The organism is Pseudomonas sp. 22490, from assembly GCF_052044465.1.
Classification (GTDB): Bacteria; Pseudomonadota; Gammaproteobacteria; order Pseudomonadales; family Pseudomonadaceae; genus Pseudomonas; species Pseudomonas aeruginosa.
Map to the genome: position 1 here is coordinate 1 of NZ_JBQENS010000088.1, position 989 is coordinate 989.

Sequence of the window (989 nt, forward strand, 5' to 3'; positions counted from 1 at the left end):
ATCACCCAGGGCCTGATGTGGCGCGCGGTCAACGAGGACGGCACCCTGACCTACTCCTTCGTCGAAGCGCTGGCCGCCGGCCACCCCGGCTTCATCGTGCGCATGCTCGGCGGTTTCATCTTCCTGCTCGGCATGTTCCTGATGGCCTACAACACCTGGCGCACCGTCAGTGCCGCCAAGCCGGCCGAATACGAAGCCGCCGCACAGATCGCCTGAGGAGCCGAGCATGAAACACGAAATACTCGAGAAGAACGTCGGCCTGCTGGCGCTATGCATGGCCGTGGCCGTGAGCATCGGCGGCCTGACCCAGATCGTGCCGCTGTTCTTCCAGGACGTGACCAACACCCCGGTCGAAGGCATGAAGCCCTATACCGCGCTGCAACTGGAAGGCCGCGACATCTATATCCGCGAAGGCTGCGTCGGCTGCCACTCGCAGATGATCCGTCCGTTCCGCGCCGAAACCGAACGCTACGGCCACTACTCGGTGGCCGGCGAGAGCGTCTGGGACCACCCCTTCCTGTGGGGTTCCAAGCGTACCGGTCCGGACCTGGCCCGCGTCGGTAGCCGCTACTCCGACGACTGGCACCGCGCACACCTGTTCAACCCGCGCAACGTGGTGCCCGAGTCGAAGATGCCGGCCTACCCGTGGCTGGTGGAGAACAAGCTCGACGGCAAGGACATCGAGAAGAAGCTCGAAGTGATGCGCACCCTCGGCGTGCCCTATACCGACGAAGACATCAAGGGCGCCAAGGACTCGCTGAAAGGCAAGACCGAGATGGACGCCGTGGTCGCCTACCTGCAGGTGCTCGGCACCTCGATCAAGAACAAACGGTGACGGCAATGGATATCGGGACGCTGCGAGGACTCGGCACGCTGCTGATCATGGTCGCCTTCATCGGTCTGGTGATCTGGGCCTACAGCGGCAAACGCAAGAAGAGCTTCGACGAAGCGACGATGCTGCCCTTCGCAGACGATCCCGAAGCCAAAAA

General features: G+C 63.2%; 2 protein-coding genes and 1 pseudogene. All 3 read left to right on the top strand.

Annotated elements, in window-relative coordinates; all coding sequences use genetic code 11:
• Window positions 1–216: pseudogene (locus ACTJJX_RS34985) on the top strand (cytochrome C oxidase Cbb3); the annotation flags it as partial.
• 10 nt (window positions 217–226) lie between these two features.
• Window positions 227–835: a cytochrome-c oxidase, cbb3-type subunit II gene (gene ccoO / locus ACTJJX_RS34990; RefSeq protein WP_003087318.1), complete on the top strand. Its 609-nt coding sequence runs from the start codon at window positions 227–229 to the stop codon at window positions 833–835.
• 5 nt (window positions 836–840) lie between these two features.
• A partial coding sequence (locus ACTJJX_RS34995; protein WP_049318515.1) for a CcoQ/FixQ family Cbb3-type cytochrome c oxidase assembly chaperone occupies window positions 841–989 on the top strand: 149 nt, incomplete at its 3' end.